Raw genomic sequence first — 22,445 nt, 5'->3', positions numbered from 1 at the left:
CCGCCGCTAGGCCCGGTCGCTCGGGCCGACGATCTCGGTGATCCGGATGCCGAAGTTCTCGTCGATCACGACCACCTCGCCCCGCGCGATGAGCCGCCCGTTGACCAGCAGGTCGGCCGGGCCACCGGCGGCCCGGTCCAGCTCGATCACCGCCCCGGGCGCGAGCGAGAGCAGCTCCCGCACGCTCATCCGGGTCCGGCCCAGCTCCGCGGTGACCTCCATCTCGACGTCGTGCAGCAGGTCGAACGCGGGCGGCCCGCCGCGGCCGCGCTCCGAGCGGCGCTCCTCCGCCCCGCCGTCCCCGCCGGCGATCTCCGCCGAGACGGCCAGGCCGACCACCGCCTGCACGCCGACCCCGTCCGCGATCAGCGGCACCAGCGCGCCGCCCGTCGCGACCAGCTCGGCGAGGGCGGTCGCCGGCTCGAGGATCTCGCCGGGGTCGACCACCACCGGGCCGAGCACCGCGGCGGCCGCCTCCAGGGCGGGGCGCACCGCCTGGCTCAGGTCGAGGCTGCCCATCGGGGAGTTGGCCAGCGCCTCGACGAGGTCCTGGGTGACGACGATGGCGACCTCGCCCTGGGCCGCGCCGGCGAAGCGGGCCCGGACCGCCTGCCCGGCGATGGCGAGCTCGTCGAGGTCCTGCGTGGGCGCACCGACGGAGAGCGGGGAGCTGGCGGGCAGTAACACCACGGCGGCCTGGGCGGCCGCCTCGGCCCGGGCCAGCAGGGCGCCGTTGGTGGCGATGGTCATCGGCTGGTCTCCTCAGCACGGTAATTCTGGCCGAGTTGCCCGGCGGGGGAGCCGTGCGTGGGGCGCCGGCCGGGCTGGGGGCTCGGCACCACCAGGCAGGCCATGCGGTTGCCCTGCGCGCCGGGCACGGCGTAGGCGAACGTGATGTCCGCGGTCACCACCGCTAACGGCGTCGACGTGGTGTGCGCCAGCGGTACCACGTCGCCGGGCTGCAGCCCGATCAGGTCGGCGGGGTGCATCCGGACCGGCTGGAAGCGCACCGCGACCTCGATCGGCGCGCCCTCCAGGCCGGCCACCACGTTGCGGTAGGCGGCGTCCCGGGCGGCCCGCTGGGCGTCGGTGAGCACGCCCTCGCCCCGCTCGCCCTGCAGCTTCGGGAAGATCGAGCCGAACGGCAGGCAGACCGTGGCCACGCACTCCTCGGTGCCGACCCGCATCTCGAACGACGACACGATGACCGCGTCGGACGCCGCGCCGGCCTGGGCGAACTGGGGGTTGTACTCGATCGTGGTCAGCTCCGGCCGCAGCACGACGATGCCCTCGAAGGCGTAGCGCAGCTCGCCCAGGGTCCGCTCGATGAGGCCGTAGAGCAGCGGGGTCTCGATGTCGCTCAGCGCGCGCTGCGGCTGGGGGCCGCCGGGCCCGCCGAGCATGTGGTCGATGCAGGCCATGGCCGTGCTCAGGGAGAACTCCAGGATGGCGTTGCCGGGCAGTGGGTCGATGCGGAACATTGCGACGATGGTCGGGCTCGACAGGCCGCTGATGTACTCGTCGTAGGTGAGCTGTTCGATGGAGATCAGGCTGACCTGGGAGACGGCGCGCAGGCTCGAGGTCAGCAGCGTGGCGTACTGCCGGGCGAAGGTCTCGTAGGCGATCTGCAGGGTCCGGATGTGCTCGCGGGAGAGCTTGGTCGGCCGGCGGAAGTCATACGGCTCGGGACCGGAGCTCTTGCCGCCGCGCCGGCTCATCTTGCCGGGCGTGCGGCCGCTTCCGGTCGCCGAGGATGACTGCGTCACACTCTAACCATCCGTCTTTTCGGGTGCAGGATGACGTAAAACGGCCGAAACGGACCCCTACTGAATCACGAATGTGGTGAAGTACACGTCCATAACTTCTTTCTTCTTGTCCACCGTGTATGCCTTGACCACGTCGGCCACCAGCTCCTGCTTCGCCTGGTCGCGCCCCTCGGCGGTGAGCAGGCCGGCCCGGTCGCGGTTGCTGAACTGCGTGATCGCGATGTCCAGGGCCTTGCTGCCGTCCGGCGCCTCGGCGACCTCGGCGGTGGCCTGGAGGGTCATCTTGAGCTTGAGGTAGTGCCCGTCGGCGAGGTTGATGGCGATCGCGTCGAGCGGCGCGACCACGCCCGGCTTCGGGGCCGGCTCGGCGGAGGCCTGCTTGGGCGCGAACATGAGGTACCCGCCGACGCCGCCGACGAGGGCGACCAGGGCGATGGCGACGATCATGATGAGCTTGCGGTGCTTGGCCATGGTGGGCTCCCTCGTCAGTCGGTGGCCGAGGGCAGCAGCGCCCGCGTGTCGGTAGAGCCGGTGGCTTGGAGCCACCGCTCGTGGTTGTCGTGTGCGGCTTCCTCGTGTCCGGCCGCCTTGTAACCCCGTCGGGGGTCACATCGGTCCGATCGGCGGACACCCGAGTTGCGCGCGGGTGCGGCCAGGTAACTGTTCTGTTCCTGGCCTTGCGGCGACTTCGTCGCGGCGCCGTCTGGGGGGTTCCCACCCCAGGCCCCCCATGCCCGCTGCGCGGGCACTTGAGCTGTTCCTGGCCTTTGCGGCGACTTCGTCGCGGCGCTGTCCGGGGGGTTCCCACCCCAGGCCCCCCATGCCCGCTGCGCGGGCACTTGAGCTGTTCCTAGCTTTGCGGCGACTTCGTCGCGGCGCTGTCCGGGGGGTTCCCACCCCAGGCCCCCCATGCCCGCTGCGCGGGCACTTGAGCTGTTCCTGGCCTTGCGGCGACTTCGTCGCGGCGCTGTCCGGGGCGGGGGGCGGACGTATGTCTCCGTGATCATGATGTGCGCGGTGCCGCACCACGGGTTTGCCATGATCCCGGAGACTTCCGGTACACGGGGGTACATCAGCGCTCCGTGATCATGAAAAACCGTTGGTGCCGGCGGCGGGTACAGCATGATCGCGGAGACTTCCGGTCTCCGCCGCGGCCGGCTTCTCCGCGCTTCGCGCGTCAGGCGGCCTTTTCCTTCTCCTTGGCCGTGCCCGGCGGCAGCAGGCTGCGCAGCTTCTGGGCGACCAGGCGCGGGTTCGCGCCCGCCTGGATGTTGATGATGCCGGCGATGACCAGCTCCATCTGCCCGCACTCGATGTCGGACAGGCGTTTCATCTTGGCGCCCATCGGCAGCCAGATGATGTTCGCCGACAGCACGCCCCACAGGGTGGCCACGAACGCGCTCGCGATCAGCCCGCCCAGCTTCGCCGGCTCGCTGAGGTTCTCCAGCACGTGGATGAGGCCGATGACGGTGCCGATGATGCCGATCGTCGGGGCGTACCCGCCCATCTGGGTGAAGATCGCCGCCGCCTGCTTGTCGGCCTTCTTCTTGGCCTCGACCTCGGCCTCGAGGATCGTGGACAGTTCCTCGGAGTCGGTGCCGTCGATGGCGAGCTGCAGGCCCTTCTTCAGGAAGGGGTCCTGCACCTCCTTCATCGCGTCCTCCAGCGCGAGCAGGCCCTCGCGGCGGGCCTTCTCGGCGAGCTTGACGATGTCGTCGACGAGTGAGTCGTAGACCGCCGCCTTGCTCAGCAGTACCCGCTTGATCGAGTCGACCAGCCCGATCGTGTCCTTGAGCATGCCGCCGGCCATGGCCGCGCCGATGGTGCCGACGAACACCAGGATCAGCGGCGCGACCAGGAAGATCGCCCCGGGGCTGCCGCCCTCCAGGATCATCGCCGCGAAGATCGCGACGAAGGCGAGGACGATGCCAACGAGGGTGGCCGGATCCATGGTGCTCAGCGCTCCCGACGGTGCAGACGGACGACGTTGGTCTCTTTGACCCGCTCGGCGGCGGCCGCGGCCCGCTCGTCCGGCGTCTGCCCGGCCAGGTTCTGCGCCTCGGCGACGACCGAGGCGCGGTACTGCCGGATGAGCGCCACGACCTCCGGCAGCGACTCGGCGACCAGGTACTTGGTGCCGTCCACGAGCGTGATCACGGTGTCCGGGGTGCAGTCGGCCCGCTCGATCAGGTCGGGGTTGAGCGCGAACACCGGGCCGTTGAGGCGGGTCAGCAGAATCACGGGCCCTCCCTAGGAGCTACCGCTTGAGGTTCACCAGCTCCTGCAGGACGTCGTCCGACGTGCTGATCACCTTGGAGTTGGCCTGGAAGCCGCGCTGGGCCACGATGAGGTTGGTGAACTCCTGCGCGAGGTCGACGTTGGACATTTCGATCGCGCCGCTCTGCAGCGTGCCGAGCCCGGCCGTGCCCGGCGCGCTGACCTGGGCCAGGCCCGAGTTCACCGTGAACCGGTAGAGCGAGTCGCCGACCTTCTCCAGGCCCGGCGGGTTGTTGAAGTTCGCCAGCGCCAGCTGCGCGACGGTCTGCTTGTTGCCGTTGGAGAACACGCCCACCAACTGCCCGTCCGGGTTGATGCTGAAGGACTGCAGCGTCGCGGCCGGAGCGCCGTTCTGGCTCAGCGGCTGCACCGTCGTGTTTCCGGTGTACTGCGTGAGCCCGGCCAGGTCGATGCCGATACCCGAGCCGGTGCTGAGCGGGTCGAACATCAGCCCGACCTTGGTCGCGCCGTTCGTGTCGGTGAACGTCGGCCCGGTGATCACCCCGTTGGGCCCGAACGACAGCGCCGTGGGCCCGACCGAGTTCGTCCCGTCGGACACGCTCACCGACCAGGCGCCGCCGGTGAAGGTGAAGTCCTCCGTCAGTGTCACCGTGTTGCCCGTGACGTCGTAGGTCTTGATCGAGCGGGTGATCGTCGTCGGGTCCGGCGCGTTGGCCGGCAGGTTGCCCGCGATGACCACGGTGTCGGTCGCGGTCGGCGCGATCAGCGTGCCCATCGGCAGCCGGATGTCGCCCAGCGGCGCGTTGGTGTTGACCACGCCGTTGACCGCCGGCCAGCCCTGCACGGCCGCACCGGTCGGCGTTACCAGCTTGCCCTCGGCGTCGAAGTTGAACGCGCCGGCCCGGGTGTAGAGCTGCTCGTTGACCGAGTTCACCACGAAGAAGCCGTCGCCGGAGATCATCACGTCGGTCGCCCGCCCGGTCGTCTGCGCCGACCCCTGCACGAAGCTGGTGTTGATCGCCGCGAGCCGTACCCCCAAACCCACCTGCGCCGGGTTGGTGCCGCCCTGCCCCGGCTGCGGCGCCCCCGCGGAGCGCATCATCTGGCTCAGCGTGTCGGCGAACACCGTCTGCGCGGCCTTGTACCCCACGGTGTTGACGTTGGCGATGTTGTTGCTGGTGACGTCCATCATCTGCTGGTGGGCGCGCAGGCCGCTGATGCCTGAGAACAATGAGCGGAGCATGTGGGGTTGTCCCTTCAGGCCTTCTGGTCGCTCTTCGGCTGTGCCCCTTGATCGGCGGCAGCCTTGACTTCGGTGATGTCGGCGAGCGCGACGTCGGCGTCCCCGACGTGCACGGTCGCCGTGGTGCCGGCGAACTTCGCCGACGTCACAAGGCCCGTCTGAGCCTTGCCTTCCTTGTCGGTGTACGTCACGCTCCGGCCGATCAGACTGCTCGCGCCGAGCTGCAGCTGGGCGGTGAGCAGGCTCTGCTCGACCCCCGCGAGGTCGGTGAGCTTCTCGACGGTGCTGAACTGCGCCGTCTGCGCCAGGAACTCCGAGTTGTCCATCGGCTTGCTCGGATCCTGGTACTTCAGCTGGGCCACGAGCAGCTTCAGGAAGGCGTCCTTGCCCAGGTCGCCCCCTGGCTTGGCGGCTTCGTCGGAGTCTGGTTTCTTGGTCGGTGCGCTCGTCTTCGGCACATAGTCGGCGACGTTGCCACTGACCGGCGTCGGCGTGGTGATGGCCGCACTCCCTTGTTTCGTTGCTTCGGTTTTCCCGGTACTTCCGGTCAGAGCCTCAGATCGACCAGCCCGTCGGCCGGCCGCACGGCGTCCACCGCCGCGCCGGTCCGATCCCGTTCCGGCCCACGTCGTTGAGATCGTCCCGGCGGCTGCCAACCTGAGAAATGTTGCGATTGGTTGCCACCCGAGGTGGTTTCCTGGTGCAGTTGCGACCCCACGGCGCCGGAATCGCCCTGCTGGAGCGCGAGACTGCAGTCGGCGAACCCGGCCTCGCGCAGATCCCCTTGCATCGCCGGCAGCGCGGCCGCCAGCGCGACCTGCCCCGCCTCCCGCTCGGCCCGCAGCCGCACGGCGATCGCCCCGTCGCGCACCTCGGCCAGCACGCTGACCGGCCCGAGCTCCTCGGGATGCAGCCGCACCGTCATCCGGTGGACGCCGTCGGCCCCCTTGCGCAGCGGCCCCAGCACGCTCACGATCTGCGGCGCGACGCTGCCCCAGGCGGCCTGCCCCGGCATCATCCGGTCCGACCCCGCGACCGCCCCGCCGCCAGCCGCCCCCCAAACGTCACTCGCCCCAGCCCCCGCGCCGCCCCCCGCCCCCGCGCCGCCCCCCGCCACCACGAAGCTCCCCGGTGCCACGACCGTCGCCGGCGCCGCGCCGCTTCCCGGTGCCGCGACCGCCCCCGGCGTTGTACCGCTTCCCGGCGTTGTGCCGCTCGTCAGCGAACTGTCGTTCCCCGTCGTCGCGAGCCCCGCCGAGCCCGTGTCACTTCCCATCGCCGTGTCGCTCCCGAGCGTCGCGCGCGTCGCCGACGCCGAGTCACCCCCGGGCGCCGAGCCGCTCCCGAGCGCCTGGTCGTTCGCCGACGCCCGATGGCTCGCCCGCGTCACGTCGTGCCCTGGCCCTGCATTTCTCCCCGGCGCCGTGCCATTCCCCGGCGCCGTGCCATTCCCCGGCGCCGTGCCATTCCCCGGCGTCGCGCCATTCCCCGGCGTCGCGACAGGCCCCGACGTCGAATCGCTCCCTGGCGTCGGGTTGCTCCCGGACGTTGTGTCGTTCCCCGAGGTCGTGTCGTTTCCCTGCGTCACCGACGTCGGGTCGCTCCCGGGCGTTGCATCGCTCCCCAGGGTCCGGTCGCTCCCTGGCGCCGAGTGGGCCGCCGGCGTCGCGTCGTTCCCCTGCGCCGCGAGGGCGCCCGGGGCCGCGACGACTCCCGGCGCGGTGGCGGTAGGCAGGGACGCGTCCGCCCCGCCGGCCATGGCCGGCAAGGGTGCCCCGTCCGCCATTCGACTGGCGCCTCCGCGCGCGTCAGCGTCGGCCACGCCCCCGACCAGCGCGTCGGTCCCACCCGCCGGCAGCTCAGCCGCGTCCGCGCGATCCGCTATCGTTTGGGCCCGAACGACCGCCGCGTCCGCGCGGCCGCCGGTCGTTTGGGTCCGATTGGTCGCCACGTCGGTGGCACCCTGCTCGGGCGGCGATTGGCTCGCGACCGTGGCGCTCAGCGGCGGGGATTGGTCGATAGCGGCCGCGGGGGCGCCCCACGGTGCTCCGTGCCGCTCGGTAGCGCCCGGACGCGGAACGCCGCCGACCGTGCTCCCCGGCGGTTGGTCCGGCGCCGCGACGAGCGCCTCCGCTCCGTTCGAGCGGTTCGCGGAGCTCGACGGCGCCGCATCCGGGCCATGGGCGTCGATCGAGCCCTGAGCGACCGCACCGTTCGCTGCGTCTTGGCCCGAAGGCTTCGGGGCGTCCGGCGCGGGCGCGGGCGCGGCGGACGGTGCCGTGGCGAGGGCCGCCAGGCGCACCGCCTCGAGCCGCGCGGATGCGGATGGTTGCGCCGGTTGGAGACCCGGCGTGCCCGCGACGGTGGCGAGCTGTTCCGCCAGCTCGGCCGCGAGGGCGCCGCGGAGCGCGGCGTCGGGGCCGAGAACCGCCTGCGCCAGCGCTGAGACGGCGGCGTCGCGCCGAGCGGAGTTTGCGGCGCCCGCGCGGTCGCGTGCGGTCGCCTGGCCGCGCGGATCGACGTCGCCCCGCTGAGCCCGTAGCCCACGCGCGGTCGCGTCGCCCGCCATGGCGCCGTGCCCCACCCCGGTCGTGTTGCCCGCGGTGGCCCCATGGCCCGCCACGGTTGTGTCGCCCGCCATGGCGCCGTGACCCACCCCGGTCGTGTTGCCTGCCGTGGTGCCGTGACCCACCCCGGTCGTGTTGCCCGCGGTGGCCCCGTGGCCCACCCCGGTCGTGTTGCCCGCCGTGGTGCTGTGGCCCACCCCGGTCGTGTTGCCCGCCGTGGTGCTGTGGCCCGCCGCGGTCGCGTCGCTCGCCGTGGTGCTGTGGCCCGCCGCGGTCGCGTCGCCCGTGCCCGCGCCGCTCGCCGATCCGGCGTTCGCGGCGACTTGCGCGGCGGCTGCGGTGACCGCCGCGGTGCTGCCGATGAGTGGCGCGGCGTTGCTGGTGGAGAGCGCGGCGTTGGTGGTGGGAAGCGCGATGTTGGTGGTGGGCAGCGCGGTGTCGGCGGTGAGCGGCGCGGCTTGCGGTGTGGTCGTGGTGGGTGTGCCGTCCAAGCCGACAAGGCCGTCCGGCTGAGAGCGGGCGGCCGTTGCGGCCGGTGGGGCCGGCACCGGGCCTCCGGGCGTCGGTGACGCTGTGGGGGAGGGGGCTGCCGGGTTCGGGAGCGGTGTCGCAGCCATCGCGACGACGGCCAAAGATGCCGATGCGGACTCCGGCGGCCCGGGTGCGACGGCGGCGTCCGCGCGGTCGGGATGCTGCGGACGCTTCGCCTTGCGCGGGCCCGAAGACGGTGCCTGAGCCGCATCCCTCGGGTCTTGACCGCGCGCAGAGTCCGCCCTGTCGGAGCGCGGCCGCGCGTGGCGGCGGGGAGGGTCCATGTCGCGCGGGTCGCTGGGTCCGGGACCGCGGCGTCGCGGATCCAAGCGGGCGCGGGCGGCCGAGAGCGTGTCGGCGAAGCCGTCGTCCCCGGAAGTCGCCGCTGTGGTGTTGGCGGGGGTGCGAGGCTGTGCGGCGGCGGAGGGCGGGGCGATCGGGCGGGCCGTCATGCCGGGGACCCCGCAGACGCGACCGGGGGCAGGGAGCGGGACAGCTGGGTCATGGCGGCCTTCACCTTCGGGACGTAGGCCTGGGTCTCCGGGAACGGTGGGATGCCGCCGTAGCGGGCCACCGCGCCGCCGCCCGCGTTGTACGCGGCCAGGGCCAGGTCGAGGGAGCCGAACCGGCGCAGGTTCGACGTCAGGAGGCGGGCGGCGCCGTCCACCGCCTCGGTGGGGTCCAAGGCGTCGACGCCCAGGCCATCGGCCGTGCTGGGCATCAGCTGCATCAAGCCCTGTGCGCCAGCGCCGCTGACGGCGGTCGGGTCGAAGCCCGACTCGACCTTGGCCACGGCGGCCAGCAAGGCCGGATTCACGCCGTAGCGGGCGCCCACGGTGCGGAACAGGTCCGCATAGGGCACCGCCGAACCCTCCGGCGCGCCCGCGCCCGTCAGACCGGCGGAGCCCGCCAGGCCGCTGTAGCCTGCGAGGCCGGTGGAGCCCGCCAGGCCGGTGGAGCCCGCCAAGCCGGTGGAGCCCGCCAAGCCGGTGGAGCCCGCGAGGGCGGCGTAGCCGGCCAGGCCCCTGTAGTCCGCCAGGCCGGTGGAGCCTGCGAGGCCGGTGGAGCCCGGTAGGGCGGTGGAACCCGCTAGGGCGCTGTAGCTTGCCAGGGCGGCCGGGCGGAGCGCGGGCGTGGTGGGCGCGGAGGCGGTGGGGACGATGCGGCGGATGGCGGTCGGCGTGGACGGTACCGGCTCGAGTTTGACCACCTCGCCGGTGTGCGGGGCGACGATCATCCGGCCGTTTCCGGCGTACATGGCGATGTGGTCGACCGGGTTGCCGAACGCGAGCAGGTCGCCCGGGCGCGCCTCCGACAACGACCGCACCGCCGTGCCCGCGCGGGCCTGCTCCCGGGCGGTGCGCGGTAGCCGCACGCCGAGGTCGGCGTAGGCGCGTTGGACCAGGCCCGAGCAGTCCAGGCCGTTCTCGGGGACGTTGCTGCCGAAGGTGTACGGCGTGCCGAGGTACCGCTCGGCCGCCGTGACGGCGTCCGCGCCGGAGAGCCGGGTGGTGCCGGGGGTCGCGGGGACGGCCGTCGCGGCGTCCACAGTGGACCGGAGGGTGTCGGCGAACGACGCGTCGGCAGACGGGGGGCGGGAGTGGGTGAGCAGCGCGCGGATCTCGGTGATGCGGGCCTGTGCCTCGAGTACCGTCACGGCCGCTCCTCCTGGAAAGCGCTCGCGGTCGTGATGTCGTCGACCGCCCGCGCCTCGGCCGCCGCCTCCGTGCGCTTGCGCGTGGCGTCGTGCCGCTCCTGCAGCTTCTCGATGGTGCGGCGCTGTACCGCGGCGTCGACCAGCTCGTTCATCCGCTCCTCGACCGAGGTGTCGGCGAGCCGGCGCAGGCCGATCGCGGCGGCCAGCTCGCCGGCCAGGGCCTGGCGGGCGGTCAGCGTGGCGGCGAACGCGGCCGAGGAGGCGGCGTCGGGGACGCGGCGGCCGTCGAGGTCGCGCTCGCGCGCCCGGACGCGTTGGACGGCCTCGGCGGCGTCGGCTCGTGCGCGTACCACCGCGGCCTTGGCAATGTCTTCCTGAGCCTTGCGGGCGCGTAACACCGCGCCCAGGCGGAACCCGCTCTTGGCCATCATGCTCCTGCCAGCAACGCGTCGAGCAGCTGCCACGCCCGGGTGGCCGGGGTGGTGTCCTCCAGGTCCTGCCGGAGGAAGTCGTTGATCCGGGGCCACAGCTCCCGCGCGCGGTCCGCGTCGGGGTTGGTGTCGGCGACGTAGGCGCCGATCTCCACCAGCTCCCGCACGTCGCGGTGGGCGGCGAGCATGCGGCGCAGCGCGGTGGCGTTCGCGCGCTGCCCGGGGGTGGTGACCGCGTTCGCCACCCGGGAGACCGACTCGAGCACGTCGATGCTCGGGAAGTGCCCGGACGTGGCCAGGCGGCGGTCCAGGGTGATGTGGCCGTCGAGGATCGAGCGGGCCGCGTCGGCGATCGGCTCGTTGTGGTCGTCGCCCTCGACGAGGACCGTGTACAGGCCGGTGATGCTGCCGGTGGGCGCCGGGCCGGCCCGCTCCAGCAGGCGGGGGAGCAGGGCGAAGACGCTCGGCGGGTAGCCGCGGGTGGCGGGCGGCTCGCCGGCGGAGAGGCCGACCTCGCGCTGGGCCGTCGCGGTGCGGGTGAGGCTGTCCATGAGCAGGAGGACGTCGTGGCCGCCGTCGCGGAAGTACTCGGCGATCCGGGTCGCCACGGAGCCGGCCCGCAGCCGCACGAGCGGCGGCTGGTCGGAGGTGGCGATCACCACCACGGAGCGGGCCAGGCCCTCGGGGCCGAGGTCGTTCTCGATGAACTCGCGCACCTCGCGTCCGCGCTCGCCGACCAGCCCGATGACGGAGATTTCCGCGTCGGTACCCCGGGTGATCATCGACAGCAGCGAGCTCTTGCCCACCCCGCTGCCGGCGAAGATGCCCATCCGCTGGCCCCGGCCGCACGGCACGAGGGTGTCCAGCGCGCGGACGCCGAGGGAGAGGGGCTCCAGGACGCGCCCGCGCGCGAGGGCGACCGGGGCGTCGTTCTCCACCGGCACGCGGTCGAGGCCGATCAGCGCCGGGCCGCCGTCCATCGGGCGGCCGAGGCCGTCGAGCACGCGCCCGCGCAGCTGCGGGCCGACCGGGATGTCCAGCGGCCGGCCGGTGCTCGCCACGGGGCTGCCCGCGCCGATGCCCGCGAGGGGGCCGAGCGGCAGGCAGGCGAGCCGGTCGCCGGTGATGGACACGACCTCGGCCGGCACGACGTCGCCGGCGGCCGGGTCGCCGATCTCCATGAGGTCGCCGACGCGGCCCTCGACGCCGGCCACGGTGACCGACAGGCCGACGATCGACACGACCCGGCCGGTCACGCGCGGATGCGCGGCCCGGGCCGCGGCCGCGAGCCGCTGGTGAAGCGCGGATGTCACTGCTGCAAGACCTCCCGGACCCGGTCGAGCGCGGGGCCCAGCCGGGCGTCGACGGTCGTGGCGTCGCACAGCGCCACCGCGTCGCCGGGCCCGAGGGCCGGGTCGTCCACGAGAGACACCGTGCGGCCGTCCATGACCAGTTCCGTACGGCCAATCGTCAGCCGATCGGCCGGGTTGAGCCGTACGGTCACCGGACTTGACGACGGCGCCAGCGCGAGGGCGCGGGCCAGCGCCTCGCGGCCCGGCTCGGTCGCGGTGCGCAGTTCGCGGCCGAGCACCGCCCCGGCGATGGCGAAGGCGGTGGCGACGATCTGGTCCTCGATGTCGTGCGCGGCGGGCACGGCGCGGCGCTCCAGTGCGTCGGCGGCCCGGCCGATCGCCTGCAGCGCGGCCTCGACGCGCAGCCGCTGCGCCTCGACGGCCCGGGCCGCCTCGGCCGCGGCGCGGGCGGCCTCCGCGGCGGCGTCGTCGCGCGCCTCCCGCACGCCCTGCGCCCAGCCGGCGGAGAACCCGGTCGCCTCGGCCTCGGCCCGCCACCGCGCGACGAGCTCGGGCGGCGGCGCCTCGCGCTCGCGCAGGTCGACGTCGAAGCGCGCGGACGGGGCCGTCTCCGCGCGCGCGTCGCGCAGCACGCTCTCGCCGTAGCGCACCGTCGCCGGCTTCTCCGGCGGCGGGAACGCCCGGGTGGCCGGGGTCGACGGCGGTGGCGGCGGGGGCGGGAACGCGGGCCGCGGCGGGCTCGGGCGCCGCTTCGGCGGCGGCGGGAAGGCGAGGGGGTACTCAGCCGACGAACTCATCGTCATCGCCCCTGCTGATCACGATCTGGCCGGACTCCTCGAGCATGCGGATGGCCTGGACGATCTTGGCCTGCGCCTCTTCGACCTGGCGCAGCCGGACCGGGCCGAGCATCTCGATCTCGTCGGCGAGGTTCTCCGAGGCGCGCTCGGACAGGTTCTTCATGACTTTCTGGCGCACCTCCTCGCGCACGCCCTTGAGCGCGGTCGCGAGGTCGTTGGTCTCCACCTGCCGCAGTACGAGCTGGATCGACCGGTCGTCGAGCGACACGATGTCCTCGAACATGAACATCTTGGAGCGGATCTCCTCGGCCAGCTCCGGGTTGCGCCCGGCGAGGCCCTCCAGGATGAGCCGCTCGGTGGCCCGGTCGGTCCGGTTGATGATCTCGACCAGCGGCTCCAGGCCGCCGACGTTGGACAGGTCGCTGGGCTGCAGGACCGAGGACATCTTGCGCTCCAGCGTCGCCTCGACCTGGCGGATGATGTCGGGCGAGGTGCGGTCCATGACGGCGATCCGGTGCGCGACGTCGGCCTGCAGTTCGGGCGCGAGGCCGGAGAGGATCTGCGAGGCCTGGGTCGCGGTCATGTGGGCGAGCACCAGGGCGATCGTCTGCGGGTGCTCGTCCTGCAGGAACGACAGCAGCTGGCGCGGGTCGGCCTGGCCGAGGAAGCCGAACGGCACGTCCATGAACACGGTGGTGAGCCGGCCGACGATCTCGCCGGCCCGCTCCCGGCCGAGCGAGGCCTCCAGCAGGTCGCGGGCGAAGTCCATGCCGCCCTGGCCGACGTAGCGGTGACCGGTGGCCATGTCGTGGAACTCCTCGAGCACCACGTTGGCGATGTCCGCCTCGACCTGCCCGAGCCGCACGATCTCGGCGGTCAGCTCCTCGACCTCCGCCTCGCGCAGGTGCGCCATGATCTTGGCGGCGTCGTCCTTGCCCATCTGGACGAGCAGGATGGCGGCCTTGCGCAGCCCCGTCATCTCACCCGTAACCATGAACCGCCGACTCTCCTAGAAACCCACAAAATGATGATATGTCCGAAAAATCCGGTCGCGGAGCGGCTGGATTTTTCGTCCTCAGCTGCGCCGGTCGGCCAGCCAGCCGCGCAACAGCTGGGCCACCTCGTCCGGTTGCTTCTCGACCATCGTGGTCAGGTCGCGGAAGCGGCCGTCGCGGTCGAACTCCTCGCCCGGCGCGCCGCCGCCCTCCAGCGCTGGGGCGCCGCCGTGGCCGCCGCCGCCCTCCAGGGCCAGCTTCGCCCGGGCCGACTCGATCGCGGCCTGCATCTCCTCCAGCGCGGCGTTCTGCTCCGCGGTGAGCCGCTGCTTCTCGGCCTTGCGCCGCCGGCGGCCGGCGATCGCGGCGATGATCAGCAGCACCAGGAGCGCCAGCACGATCGCGCCCATCTGCACGTACTGCTGCCGCACCTGCGCCTGCTGACCCTTGGCGGCCTCCTTGGCCGCGTTCTGCTCGGCCGCGGCCGTGGTCTGGTCGAAGGCCATCGAGCTCACCGCGATCTGGTCGCCGCGGGTCGCGTCCAGCCCGACCGCGGAGGAGACCAGCTGCTGCAGCTGGGCCAGGTCGACCCGGGCGACCGAGCTGTCCACGATCACCGCGATGCCGAGCTTGCGGACCGCGCCCGGGGCCGTCTTCGTGGTCTCGGTGACCATGCCGACGGCGTTGTTGCGGGTCTCCGTCGTCTGCTGGTACTGCCCGTCGCCGCCGGTGCCGCTGGGCACCTGGATGTTGTCCGGGCCCAGCACGCCGCCGACCGGGACGCCGTTGCCGCCGGCATACTGCTCCGACTTCTTCTGCTCCGACAGCGGCGGTACGGCGGGATCCGCGACGTAGCGCTGCGTCTTCGTCTCGGTGTCGTCGAAGTTCAGGTCGGCGGTCACGTTGACCGCGGAGTGGCCCGGCCCGACGACGGTGTCGAGCATGGTCTGCACCGCCGCGCGGAGGCGCTGCTCGTAGGACGACGTGAGGCCGGCCGAGCTGTCCGAGCCCGCACCGCCGCCGTTGGAGTCCGATGTGGACAGTACCTTGCCGCTGGCGCTGACCACGGTGACGGCGTCGGCGGTGAGGCCCTCCACGCTGGAGGAGACGAGGTGCACGATGGAGCTCACCTGGTCCCCGCCGAGCTGCCGGGTGCCGGTGTCGACGAGCACCGAGGCCGTCGGCGCCTGCTGGTCGTCGGCGAAGACGTCCTTCTGCGGGATGGCCAGGTGTACCGTCGCGGCATTGACCCCATCGATCGACTTGATGGTCTTGGCGAGCTCGCCCTCCAGGGCCCGCCGGTAGGTCACCTGCTGCATGAACTCGCTGGTCATGATGCCCTGCTTGTCCAGCAGCGCGTAGCCGGCGTCGCCCTGCGCGGGCAGGCCTGCGCCGCTCATCTCGATGCGCAGCGGATACACCTGGTCGGCCGGCACGTTGATCGTGCCGCCGCCGTCGGAGAGCGAGTAGGGCACGCCGTCGGCGTTGAGCTTGTCGACGATGGCGCTCGCGTCGGCGGCGGCCAGGTTGGAGAACAGCGGCGCCATCGTCGGCTTGCCGGCCCAGCTCGCGAAGAAGTACCCGCCGATCGCGATGGCCAGCACGGCGACGATCGTGACCGCCTTCTGCCCGGGGCTGAACGACTTCCAGCCGTCGAGGGTCCGCCGGCCGAGCGTGGTGAGCCGGTCACGCATCAGGCCTGCATCCTCATGATCTCGTTGAAGGCGTCGAGGGCGCGGTTGCGCACGGCCACGGTGAGGCTGGTGGCGAGGCTCGCCTCGGTCGCGGCGATGATGTAGTCGTGCACGTCGGTGAGCTGCCCGGTGGCCGCCTGGACGGCGAGGTCGTCGGCGGTGTTCTGGGTGTCCTGCAGCTTCTGCAGCCCTTGTGCCAGCACGGCGCCGAAGTCCGCGCCCGACGCCGAGCCCGGCAGTTCGGCGTTGTACGAAATGGGGGTGAGGGCCGAAACGGGGGAGATCGTCATGATCAGCCCTTCCCGACCTGCAGCGCCGCCTGGTAGGCGTCCTTGGCGCGATCGACCACGGTGAGGTTCGCCTGGTAGGCGCGCTGGGCGATCATCAGCTGGGTCATCTGGGAGCCGAGATCGATGTCGGGGTACTGCACGTAGCCCTCCCGGTCGGCGATCGGGTTCTCCGGCTCGTACACCAGCCGCCCCTTCGCCGGCCCCAGCGCCGTCCCCGCGATCGTCACGCCCCCGTCGCCGGCGCCGTAGTTGACCGCCTGCGCCTGCACGTACCGGGCCCGGAACGCCTGCGCGCCGGTCGGCACCGCGTCGTTGATGTTCGCGATGTTGTCCGACACCGCGTCGATCCACTTGCGGTAGACGGTCACGCCGGTGCCGGCGATGCCGATCGCCCCGAAGATGCCCATCGCCCTCAGCCCCGGATCGCCGTGCGCAGCAGACCGAACTTGTCGTCGGTCGCGCGGAGCATGGTCTGGTACCGCAGCCCCGTGTCGATGTTGGACAGCACCTCGTGGTCGAGGTTGACGTTGTTGCCGTCCTCGCGGGTCGGCTCGAGCGACCGGGCCACCCCGATGGTGGCCGCGCCCGGATCGCCGGCCTGCACCGCGGCCCGCAGCGCGTCCTCGAACTCGACCCGGCCGGCCAGGAACCCCGGAGTGTTGATGTTGGCGATGTTGTCCGCGATGACCCGCTGCCGCTCGGCCAGCCCGGCCAGGGCCCCGTGCAGGGTGACGGACGTGGTGTCCTCGAACACGAACCGAACTCCCGTCGGTGTGTCGCCGGTCCGTGGCGCATGCGATGAGCGATCCTTGCTCACCAGGGGTATCGGCCCGGCGGCGGAGATGCTGAGCCACTTCGGCGGTTTTTCGGTTGCCGCCGGGTTGCGGTCGCGGTGCGGGTTCTGCCCCCGATGAGGCCCCTGATACTCAGGGAAACCCCGGGTTCGCGGATCCGGGTGCGGGCCGGGAGCAGCCCGGATGTCCGGCGGCCGGCCGATCCATAGCGTCAACGCCGTGGAGAAGAGACCGATCACCGTCCGGGTCGCGCGCTGGAGCGCGGAGCACCCGTGGCGCGCCATCGCACTGTGGGTCGTGTTCGTCGCCGTCTGCTTCGTCGGCGGCAGCATGGCGGGCACCGTCGAGGCCACCACCCGCGACTACGCCATCGGCGAGTCCGGCCGGGCCGACATCATCGCCAACGACGGGCACTTCGACAACCCGGCCGTCGAGAGCGTCCTCATCACCGCGCGCTCCGGCGCGCTCGACCCCGACGCGGCGCAGCGCGCCGCCGCCGACGTCACCGCGGCCATGCAGGCGCTGCCGGACGTCGCCGGCGTGAGCCCGGCGCTACCGTCGCACGACAAGAGCGCCCTGCTGGTGCGGGTCACCCTCAAGGGCGATCCGGACACCGCGCCGGACCGGCTCGCGCCGCTGACCGCCGCCACCGCCGGCGTGCAGGACCGCTACCCCGGCCTGCGGGTGGAGGAGACCGGCGGCCCGTCCATCTCCAAGGCGATGGACGACACGCTGGGCGCGGACTTCAAGCGGGCCGAGTACCTCAGCCTGCCGGTCACCTTCGCCATCCTCATCGTGGCCTTCGGCGCGCTCATCGCCGCCGGCGTGCCGGTGCTGCTGGCGCTGTCCTCGGTCGCCGCCGCGCTCGGCCTGTCCACGCTGGCCTCGCACCTGGTGCCGGCGAGCGACACCACCTCCAGCGTCATCCTGCTCATCGGCATGGCGGTCGGCGTCGACTACTCGCTGTTCTACCTGCGCCGCGAGCGGGAAGAGCGGGCCAAGGGCCGGGCGCACCTCGACGCGGTCGAGATCGCCGCCGAGACGTCCGGGCACGCCGTCGTCGTCTCCGGCATCGCCGTGACGATCGCGATGGCCGGGCTGTTCCTGGCCGGCGACGTGGTCTTCGCGTCCCTGGCGCTGGGCTCGATCCTGGTCGTGCTGGTCGCCGTGCTCGGCTCGCTGACCGTGCTGCCGGCGCTGCTCGCCAAGCTGGGCCGGTGGATCGACCGGCCGCGGGTACCGCTACTGTGGCGGCTCACCCGGCCCCGCACCGACGACCAGGGATCGCGGGTCTGGTCGGCCCTGCTGCGCCCGGCGCTGCGCCGGCCCGCGGCCACCCTGGCGGTGTCGGTGCTGGCCCTGCTGGCCCTGGCCGGGCCGGCGCTGTCCATGCGGCTCACCTCGCCCGGCATGGAGGACCTGCCGCGCACCACGCCGGCGATGCAGGCGTACGACCGCCTCGTGAAGGCGTTCCCGAGCAACGGCACGGTGCACACGGTCGCGGTGCGCGTCCCGGCCGGGCAGCTGGACGCGACCAAGGCCGCGCTGACCCGGCTCGCCCAGCGGGCCGCCGCCGACCCGCTGTTCGCGCCGCTGGACGAGGCGCCGGACGTGCGGGTGTCCGCGGACGGCAAGGTTGCCCTGCTCGACGTGGCCACGCCGTTCGAGGGCCGCTCGGACCAGGCGCGGGAGTCGCTCACCCGGCTGCGCACCCAGCTGGTGCCGCAGACGCTCGGCGGGGTGCCGGGCGCGGAGGCGGCCGTCGGCGGGTTCGTCGCCTCCGACGTCGACTACGCCGACCACGTCACGCACAAGCTGCCGATCGTCATGGGCTTCGTGCTGCTGCTCACCTTCCTGGTCATGACGTTCACGTTCCGCTCGGTGGTGGTCGCGCTGACCTCCATCGCGCTGAACATGCTCTCCGCGGCCGCCTCCTACGGCCTGGTGGTGCTCATCTTCCAGGGCACCTGGGCCGAGGGCATCCTGGGCTTCAAGTCCATGGACGCGGTCGTGTCCTGGCTGCCGCTGTTCCTCTTCGTGGTGCTGTTCGGCCTGTCGATGGACTACCACGTCTTCGTGGTGAGCCGGATCCGCGAGGGGGTCCGCCGGGGCCTGACCACCCGGGAGGCGGTGGCGCAGGGCATCTCCGGCTCGGCCGGCGTGGTCACCAGCGCGGCCGTGGTGATGGTGGCGGTGTTCGCCATCTTCGCCTCGCTGAGCACGATCGACATGAAGCAGCTCGGCGTCGGCCTGGCCGCGGCGATCCTGCTCGACGCGACGATCATCCGGGCGGTCGTGCTGCCCTCGCTGATGACCCTGCTGGGTAGTGCCAACTGGTGGGCGCCGCGGTTCCTGCGCCCGCGCCCGAAGCCGGCCCACCGCGGCCGCGAGGTCGAGGGCGAGCTGGTCGGCGTCCGCTGAGGTTTCCTCAGGGGTGCGAAACGGGTGCCGATGGGGCCGGTGTGCGGAACAACACACGCCGGCCCTGTGTGGCCGTCATCCTCCCGTCCCGCGACGCCATCGCCTTCCGCCGCTGCGCCGGCCTGGCCCGGCAGGTCGCCGCCCGCGGCTGGGACGTGCTGGCGATCGAGCCGGCGGCCGCCGAGGCCACCGTGCTGCGGGAGACCGGCCTGGAGCAGGGCGTGCGGCAGTTCGTGCTCGACGTGGCCAACCCGGCGCCGTTCCTGGGCGACACGCCGTCGGAGCACCTGCTCGCGGAGCTGCTGGCCGGCTGGCCGGTCGACGTCGTCCACGTCCACCTCGCCGGCGAGCGGGCCGACGCCGCCGTGCTGGAGCGGGCCTGGCTGCTCGGCCTGCCGCTGGTGGTCAGCGTCCACGCCGGCTGGCAGCCGCCGCCCGGTGAGCCCGCTCAGGCGTTCCTCACCGACCAGTTCACCCGTGCCGACCTGGTCTGCGTCGCCGACCACCGCGGCCTGCGGGCCGACTGGCTGGACCCGGGCAGCCCGGTGCTCGACCACGCAAGCCCCCGCGCGGGCAAGGGCTGGGCCGACGTGTACCGCGAGCTGGCCGGCGACCTGGAGCCGCCGGCCACCGACCTGACCATGGGCGTCATCGTGACCACCTACCAGCGCCCGGGCGCCCTGCACGACTGCCTCGCCGCGCTGTGCGAGCAGACGCTGCCGCGCGAGCGGTTCCACGTGGTGGTCGTCGACGACGGCTCGGCGGAGTCGGCCGAGCCGGTCGTCCTGCCGTTCCTCGACCGGCTCGACCTCACCTTCATCCGGCTCGAGCGCAACGCCGGCCTCGGCGAGGCGCGCAATGTCGGCATCGACGCGGCCCGCGGCGACATCCTGTTCTTCCTCGACGACGACGACGAGCCCGCGCCGCGCTGCCTCGCCGAGCACCTGCGCACCTACGCCGAGCACGGCGAGGACGTCGACGCGGTGCTCGGCTGGACCGGCCCGACCGCCGACCGGGCCACCGGCGTCGAGGCCTGGCTCGCCTTCCGTGGGCTCGTCTACATGAGCCACGAGGGGCTGCGCCACCTGAGCATCGGCGACTGGTACCAGTTCTGGGGCGGCCGCTCCACCATCCGCCGCAGCGTGCTCGGCGACGCCCGGTTCGAGGTGGCCTTCGCCGAGGACGCCGACCTCGCCTACCGGCTCGCCCAGCGGCCGCGCGGCCTGCGCGTGGTGCACAACCGCCACGCCGTCCAGCGGGTGCGCATCGGCCTGGACGCCGTCTCGCTGATGCGCCGGGCCGGGCGGGTCGGGCAGGCCCGGGCGCACCTGGCCGAGCGGCACCCGGCGCTGCGCACGCACCCGGCGTTCCGGAGCAGCACCTACGAGGCGACCGCGCGCCGGCTCGCCCGCCGCGCGGACGCCCGGCTGCGGCTGCTGACCGCGGACTGGCCGTCCACATTGGAGGAACTGCGCCGCCGGCCCGATCCGCACGGCAAGGGCACGCTGCTCGACCGGGTCCACAACGACCTGCTGACCGTCTCCTCCCTCGAGGCGAGCCTCGGCTGGCTGCTCGGCGCCCGCCGGGCCCGCGCCCGCGCGGAGGGCCGGGCGCTGCGGGTCGGGGTCAGCTCGCTCTCGCCGCTGCTCGGCGAGGTCACGCGGGAGGTGGCGGCGGCGCCGCCCGGATCCGCCGTCCTCGTGGTCGGCGTGCCGCCCGGTCACCCGTTCGCCGGCACCGGCACCGGCACCGGCGGCGGCACCGGCGGCGGCACCGGCGGCGGCACCGGCGGCGGCGGCGAGCGGTCCTCGCGCGGCACCGGCTCCGGCGGCGAGCGGTCCTCGCGCGGAGCCGGGCGTCCCGGCGACCCGGAGGTGCTGGCCTGCGACACGGCGGACGACCTGTGGCGGGCCTGCGACGTGGTGGCCTCGTTCGCGCCCGTCGACGGCCACGATCCGGCCCGCCACGCCCTGCCTCTGCCGCGCGGCACGGTCGCCGAGTCGCTGCGCCGCCTCCTGCACACCCGCGAGCTGGTGGGAAGTTTCCGATGACCGTCATCCCGCGCGTCTTTCACCGCATCTGGCTCGGCAGCCCGCTGCCCGAGCGCGAGCGCGCCTACGGCGAGACGTGGGCCCGCTACCACCCCGGGTGGGAGCTGCGCCTGTGGACCGACGCCGACGTGCCGCCGCTGATCAATCAGGGGTACTTCGACGCCACCGTCTCGCTCGCGCAGAAGGCGGACATCCTGCGGTACGAAATCCTGCTCAACCATGGCGGCGTCTATCTCGACACCGACTTCGAGTGCTACCGCAGCATCGAGCCGCTCCTGAGTGGCGTGGAGCTGTTCTGCGCCCGCGAGGACGGCTTCCGCACCGCCAACGGCCTGCTCGGCGGCACGCCCGGGCACCCGTTCATCGCCGCGGTCATGGCCGCCCTGCCCGACTCGGTGGCCTGGCGGCCGGGCCGCCCGCCCAACGAGCAGACCGGCCCGGAGCTGCTCACCCGCACGATCGCCGAGCAGGACGCGCTGGGCAACCCGGTGCCGACGATCTTCGGGCCGGAGCTGTTCTTCCCGTACCACTGGACCGAACCGCACCGGGCGGGCGAGACCTTCCCGGACGCTTACGCCGCCCACCACTGGACCAAGTCCTGGCAGGAGGAGCCGGCGCCCACGGCCCAGCGCATCGTGGTGGAGATCGATCCCGACCTGATCGAGCCCGGCGCCGCGGTCCTGTCCGGGGCACTGGAGGCGGCCCGGGCCGCGCCCGGCACGGAGCTGGCCCTGGTGGTCAAGGGGGTCCCGGCGGTGACCGAGGCGATCGGCGACGCGATGGCGGGGATCCTGAGCCAGCTCGCCGGCCGGCGGGCGCTGCCGGACATCGTCGTCTACGGCGAGCCGGAGGGCGCAGCGTTGCGCGCGGCCGTGCGCGTGGCGCTGTCCGCGGACCCGGGGGAGAACACCCGCTCGCTGCGCTCCCTGGCCTCGCTGGAGGGCCCGGACGCCGACCGGTGACTACGCGGGCAGCATCGAGGTCCGCCACAGGCCCAGGGCCTTGTCGGCGAAGGCGCCGCCGTTCTCCGTGCAGCCCTCGACGATCACCTGCAGCGGCGGCGGCAGGCTGAACGGCGGCGCGCACAGGTTGAGCGGGCGCCAGTCGCCGGTGACGATGTCGTGGTTCTCCGCGCGCTCGACGAACGTGGTCGCCAGCAGGTAGCCGATCCCGGACCGGGCGATGTTGCCCAGGGCGTCGAAGATCTGGCGGTACGACAGGTGCACGAGGCAGTCCCGGCACAGCATCACGTCGGCCTCCGGCAGCGGCTCGCTGATGACGTTGCCGGCCACGAACCGCCGCCCCGGCGCGCCGAAGCGCTCCTGGTCGGTCGCGACCATCCGCTCCACCACGTCCAGCCCGACGTAGTCGATGCCGCCCAGGTCGACGTGCCGCATCCAGCGGAAGTCGCCGCACGGCGCGTCCAGCAGCCGGGTGGCGCCCAGGCGGTGCAGCAGCTCGGGCAGCGCGACCCGCAGCACCCGGGTCTGGGCGAGCTCCGAGCCGAGCCCGGAGGCCGACTCGCCGCTGCCCCAGACGTTGCGCTCGTAGATGAACTCGAAGACGTCGTCGTCCGGGTGCCGACCGGTGAGCACGTCCCGGTTCCACCGGTAGCCGCCCGGCGCCGGCTCCGATCCTGGCAGGTTCACGTCGGCCT

At 73.2% G+C, this 22,445-nt stretch carries 21 protein-coding genes; 3 read left to right on the top strand and 18 right to left on the bottom strand.

The features are described 5' to 3' along the window. Positions 1-6: 6 nt before the first annotated feature. The 17 genes from fliN to ACQPXD_RS47745 all read right to left on the bottom strand — a co-directional run bounded on the left by fliN (position 7) and on the right by ACQPXD_RS47745 (position 16,276). Positions 7-750 carry a flagellar motor switch protein FliN gene (gene fliN / locus ACQPXD_RS47825; protein WP_432830410.1) on the bottom strand — a complete coding sequence of 248 codons (744 nt, stop codon included), beginning with the start codon at positions 748-750 and terminating at the stop codon, positions 7-9. Next, complete coding sequence (locus tag ACQPXD_RS47820; protein WP_432830409.1) at positions 747-1,766, bottom strand: flagellar motor switch protein FliM; 1,020 nt, start codon at positions 1,764-1,766, stop codon at positions 747-749. Before ACQPXD_RS47820 ends, fliN begins: the two co-directional genes overlap by 4 nt. A gap of 57 nt (positions 1,767-1,823) precedes the next feature. After that, complete coding sequence (locus tag ACQPXD_RS47815) at positions 1,824-2,237, bottom strand: flagellar basal body-associated FliL family protein (RefSeq protein ID WP_432830407.1); 414 nt, start codon at positions 2,235-2,237, stop codon at positions 1,824-1,826. Positions 2,238-2,943: 706 nt separating this feature from the next. Continuing rightward, positions 2,944-3,717, bottom strand: a complete 774-nt coding sequence (locus tag ACQPXD_RS47810) for a flagellar motor protein (protein ID WP_432830405.1) — start codon at positions 3,715-3,717, stop codon at positions 2,944-2,946. A 5-nt stretch (positions 3,718-3,722) separates the two neighbouring features. Then, on the bottom strand, positions 3,723-4,007 hold the full coding sequence (locus ACQPXD_RS47805) for a flagellar FlbD family protein (RefSeq protein ID WP_432830403.1): 285 nt from the start codon (positions 4,005-4,007) through the stop codon (positions 3,723-3,725). A gap of 16 nt (positions 4,008-4,023) precedes the next feature. Then, positions 4,024-5,247, bottom strand: a complete 1,224-nt coding sequence (locus ACQPXD_RS47800) for a flagellar hook protein FlgE (protein ID WP_432830401.1) — start codon at positions 5,245-5,247, stop codon at positions 4,024-4,026. 14 nt (positions 5,248-5,261) lie between these two features. Then, positions 5,262-5,705 (bottom strand): flagellar hook capping FlgD N-terminal domain-containing protein, encoded by a 444-nt coding sequence (locus tag ACQPXD_RS47795; protein ID WP_432830399.1) that lies wholly within the window; start codon positions 5,703-5,705, stop codon positions 5,262-5,264. Between the two features lie 89 nt (positions 5,706-5,794). Continuing rightward, positions 5,795-8,305 carry a flagellar hook-length control protein FliK gene (locus ACQPXD_RS47790; protein ID WP_432830397.1) on the bottom strand — a complete coding sequence of 837 codons (2,511 nt, stop codon included), beginning with the start codon at positions 8,303-8,305 and terminating at the stop codon, positions 5,795-5,797. 488 nt (positions 8,306-8,793) lie between these two features. Further along, on the bottom strand, positions 8,794-10,002 hold the full coding sequence (locus ACQPXD_RS47785) for a transglycosylase SLT domain-containing protein (RefSeq protein ID WP_432830395.1): 1,209 nt from the start codon (positions 10,000-10,002) through the stop codon (positions 8,794-8,796). Continuing rightward, positions 9,999-10,433: a cell envelope biogenesis protein TolA gene (locus tag ACQPXD_RS47780; RefSeq protein ID WP_432830393.1), complete on the bottom strand. Its 435-nt coding sequence runs from the start codon at positions 10,431-10,433 to the stop codon at positions 9,999-10,001. The genes ACQPXD_RS47785 and ACQPXD_RS47780 overlap by 4 nt, the downstream gene beginning before the upstream one ends. Beyond that, positions 10,430-11,746 (bottom strand): FliI/YscN family ATPase, encoded by a 1,317-nt coding sequence (locus ACQPXD_RS47775; RefSeq protein WP_432830391.1) that lies wholly within the window; start codon positions 11,744-11,746, stop codon positions 10,430-10,432. The genes ACQPXD_RS47780 and ACQPXD_RS47775 overlap by 4 nt, the downstream gene beginning before the upstream one ends. After that, positions 11,743-12,543, bottom strand: a complete 801-nt coding sequence (locus ACQPXD_RS47770; RefSeq protein WP_432830389.1) for a FliH/SctL family protein — start codon at positions 12,541-12,543, stop codon at positions 11,743-11,745. Before ACQPXD_RS47770 ends, ACQPXD_RS47775 begins: the two co-directional genes overlap by 4 nt. Continuing rightward, positions 12,527-13,537, bottom strand: a complete 1,011-nt coding sequence (gene fliG / locus ACQPXD_RS47765) for a flagellar motor switch protein FliG (RefSeq protein WP_432830387.1) — start codon at positions 13,535-13,537, stop codon at positions 12,527-12,529. The genes ACQPXD_RS47770 and fliG overlap by 17 nt, the downstream gene beginning before the upstream one ends. Before the next feature lie 81 nt (positions 13,538-13,618). After that, entirely contained in the window at positions 13,619-15,232 is a 1,614-nt protein-coding gene (fliF, locus tag ACQPXD_RS47760; protein ID WP_432830385.1) for a flagellar basal-body MS-ring/collar protein FliF, read from the bottom strand. Continuing rightward, positions 15,232-15,522 carry a flagellar hook-basal body complex protein FliE gene (gene fliE, locus ACQPXD_RS47755; protein WP_432830383.1) on the bottom strand — a complete coding sequence of 97 codons (291 nt, stop codon included), beginning with the start codon at positions 15,520-15,522 and terminating at the stop codon, positions 15,232-15,234. The genes fliF and fliE overlap by 1 nt, the downstream gene beginning before the upstream one ends. Positions 15,523-15,524: 2 nt before the next feature. Then, positions 15,525-15,929 carry a flagellar basal body rod protein FlgC gene (locus tag ACQPXD_RS47750; RefSeq protein WP_432830381.1) on the bottom strand — a complete coding sequence of 135 codons (405 nt, stop codon included), beginning with the start codon at positions 15,927-15,929 and terminating at the stop codon, positions 15,525-15,527. A gap of 5 nt (positions 15,930-15,934) precedes the next feature. After that, positions 15,935-16,276 (bottom strand): flagellar basal body rod protein FlgB, encoded by a 342-nt coding sequence (locus ACQPXD_RS47745; protein WP_432830379.1) that lies wholly within the window; start codon positions 16,274-16,276, stop codon positions 15,935-15,937. Positions 16,277-16,535: 259 nt separating this feature from the next. Between ACQPXD_RS47745 and ACQPXD_RS47740 the strand changes: the two genes are divergently transcribed. The 3 genes from ACQPXD_RS47740 to ACQPXD_RS47730 all read left to right on the top strand — a co-directional run bounded on the left by ACQPXD_RS47740 (position 16,536) and on the right by ACQPXD_RS47730 (position 21,750). Continuing rightward, complete coding sequence (locus ACQPXD_RS47740; RefSeq protein WP_432830377.1) at positions 16,536-18,737, top strand: MMPL family transporter; 2,202 nt, start codon at positions 16,536-16,538, stop codon at positions 18,735-18,737. Between the two features lie 68 nt (positions 18,738-18,805). Beyond that, entirely contained in the window at positions 18,806-20,788 is a 1,983-nt protein-coding gene (locus ACQPXD_RS47735; protein WP_432830375.1) for a glycosyltransferase, read from the top strand. Then, positions 20,785-21,750, top strand: a complete 966-nt coding sequence (locus ACQPXD_RS47730; RefSeq protein ID WP_432830373.1) for a glycosyltransferase — start codon at positions 20,785-20,787, stop codon at positions 21,748-21,750. The genes ACQPXD_RS47735 and ACQPXD_RS47730 overlap by 4 nt, the downstream gene beginning before the upstream one ends. Here ACQPXD_RS47730 and ACQPXD_RS47725 read toward each other — a convergent pair whose 3' ends face one another. Then, complete coding sequence (locus ACQPXD_RS47725; protein WP_432830371.1) at positions 21,751-22,437, bottom strand: class I SAM-dependent methyltransferase; 687 nt, start codon at positions 22,435-22,437, stop codon at positions 21,751-21,753. Positions 22,438-22,445: the final 8 nt, after the last annotated feature.

It is taken from the genome of Dactylosporangium sp. CA-092794 (genome assembly GCF_050948465.1).
In the GTDB taxonomy this organism is placed as follows: domain Bacteria; phylum Actinomycetota; class Actinomycetes; order Mycobacteriales; family Micromonosporaceae; genus Dactylosporangium.
The sequence above is the reverse complement of the archived record's forward strand: the minus strand, read 5'-3'. Positions and strand labels throughout refer to the sequence as shown.

Bases quoted from the DNA above. Each gene is read 5' to 3' on its own strand.
- fliN (WP_432830410.1), bottom strand. From the start codon at position 750: ATGACCATCGCCACCAACGGCGCCCTGCTGGCCCGGGCCGAGGCGGCC.
- ACQPXD_RS47815 (WP_432830407.1), bottom strand. From the start codon at position 2,237: ATGGCCAAGCACCGCAAGCTCATCATGATCGTCGCCATCGCCCTGGTC.
- ACQPXD_RS47810 (WP_432830405.1), bottom strand. From the start codon at position 3,717: ATGGATCCGGCCACCCTCGTTGGCATCGTCCTCGCCTTCGTCGCGATC.
- ACQPXD_RS47800 (WP_432830401.1), bottom strand. From the start codon at position 5,247: ATGCTCCGCTCATTGTTCTCAGGCATCAGCGGCCTGCGCGCCCACCAG.
- ACQPXD_RS47780 (WP_432830393.1), bottom strand. From the start codon at position 10,433: ATGATGGCCAAGAGCGGGTTCCGCCTGGGCGCGGTGTTACGCGCCCGC.
- ACQPXD_RS47770 (WP_432830389.1), bottom strand. From the start codon at position 12,543: ATGAGTTCGTCGGCTGAGTACCCCCTCGCCTTCCCGCCGCCGCCGAAG.
- fliG (WP_432830387.1), bottom strand. From the start codon at position 13,537: ATGGTTACGGGTGAGATGACGGGGCTGCGCAAGGCCGCCATCCTGCTC.
- fliF (WP_432830385.1), bottom strand. From the start codon at position 15,232: ATGCGTGACCGGCTCACCACGCTCGGCCGGCGGACCCTCGACGGCTGG.
- fliE (WP_432830383.1), bottom strand. From the start codon at position 15,522: ATGACGATCTCCCCCGTTTCGGCCCTCACCCCCATTTCGTACAACGCC.
- ACQPXD_RS47750 (WP_432830381.1), bottom strand. From the start codon at position 15,929: ATGGGCATCTTCGGGGCGATCGGCATCGCCGGCACCGGCGTGACCGTC.
- ACQPXD_RS47730 (WP_432830373.1), top strand. From the start codon at position 20,785: ATGACCGTCATCCCGCGCGTCTTTCACCGCATCTGGCTCGGCAGCCCG.